At 37.1% G+C, this 299-nt stretch carries 1 protein-coding gene; it reads left to right on the top strand.

The window, feature by feature from the left end; all coding sequences use genetic code 11:
* Window positions 1–53 precede the first annotated feature (53 nt).
* Window positions 54–299 (top strand): helix-turn-helix domain-containing protein (locus FZ041_RS14370; RefSeq protein WP_149190069.1); only part of this gene is annotated, 246 nt, incomplete at its 3' end.

The raw sequence follows: 299 nt of genomic DNA, 5'->3' as shown, positions 1-299 counted from the left end.
TGTAGAGACCCCCATAAGTTAGACCCAGGAATCTAACTTATGGGGGTCTTTTTATGGCAAAATATAGTGCAGAATTTAAATGTAAGGTAGTCCAAGAGTATTTGAATGGACATATAGGATATACTGCTTTAACAAAAAAATATGACATCCCTTCCCCAAAATGCATTCAAGCGTGGGTCGGAAAATATCGTAGAATGGGGAAAGATGGGCTTCAGCGGTCAAGAAAAAATGAAACCTATTCTTTCCAATTCAAGGTAAATGCTGTAGAGTTATATTTAAGTACAGAGCTTTCTTACCAG

Origin of the sequence: Pseudoselenomonas caprae (assembly GCF_008271345.1) — a bacterium.
GTDB classification, from domain to species: domain Bacteria; phylum Bacillota; class Negativicutes; order Selenomonadales; family Selenomonadaceae; genus Selenomonas_A; species Selenomonas_A caprae.
The sequence above is the reverse complement of the archived record's forward strand: the minus strand, read 5'-3'. Positions and strand labels throughout refer to the sequence as shown.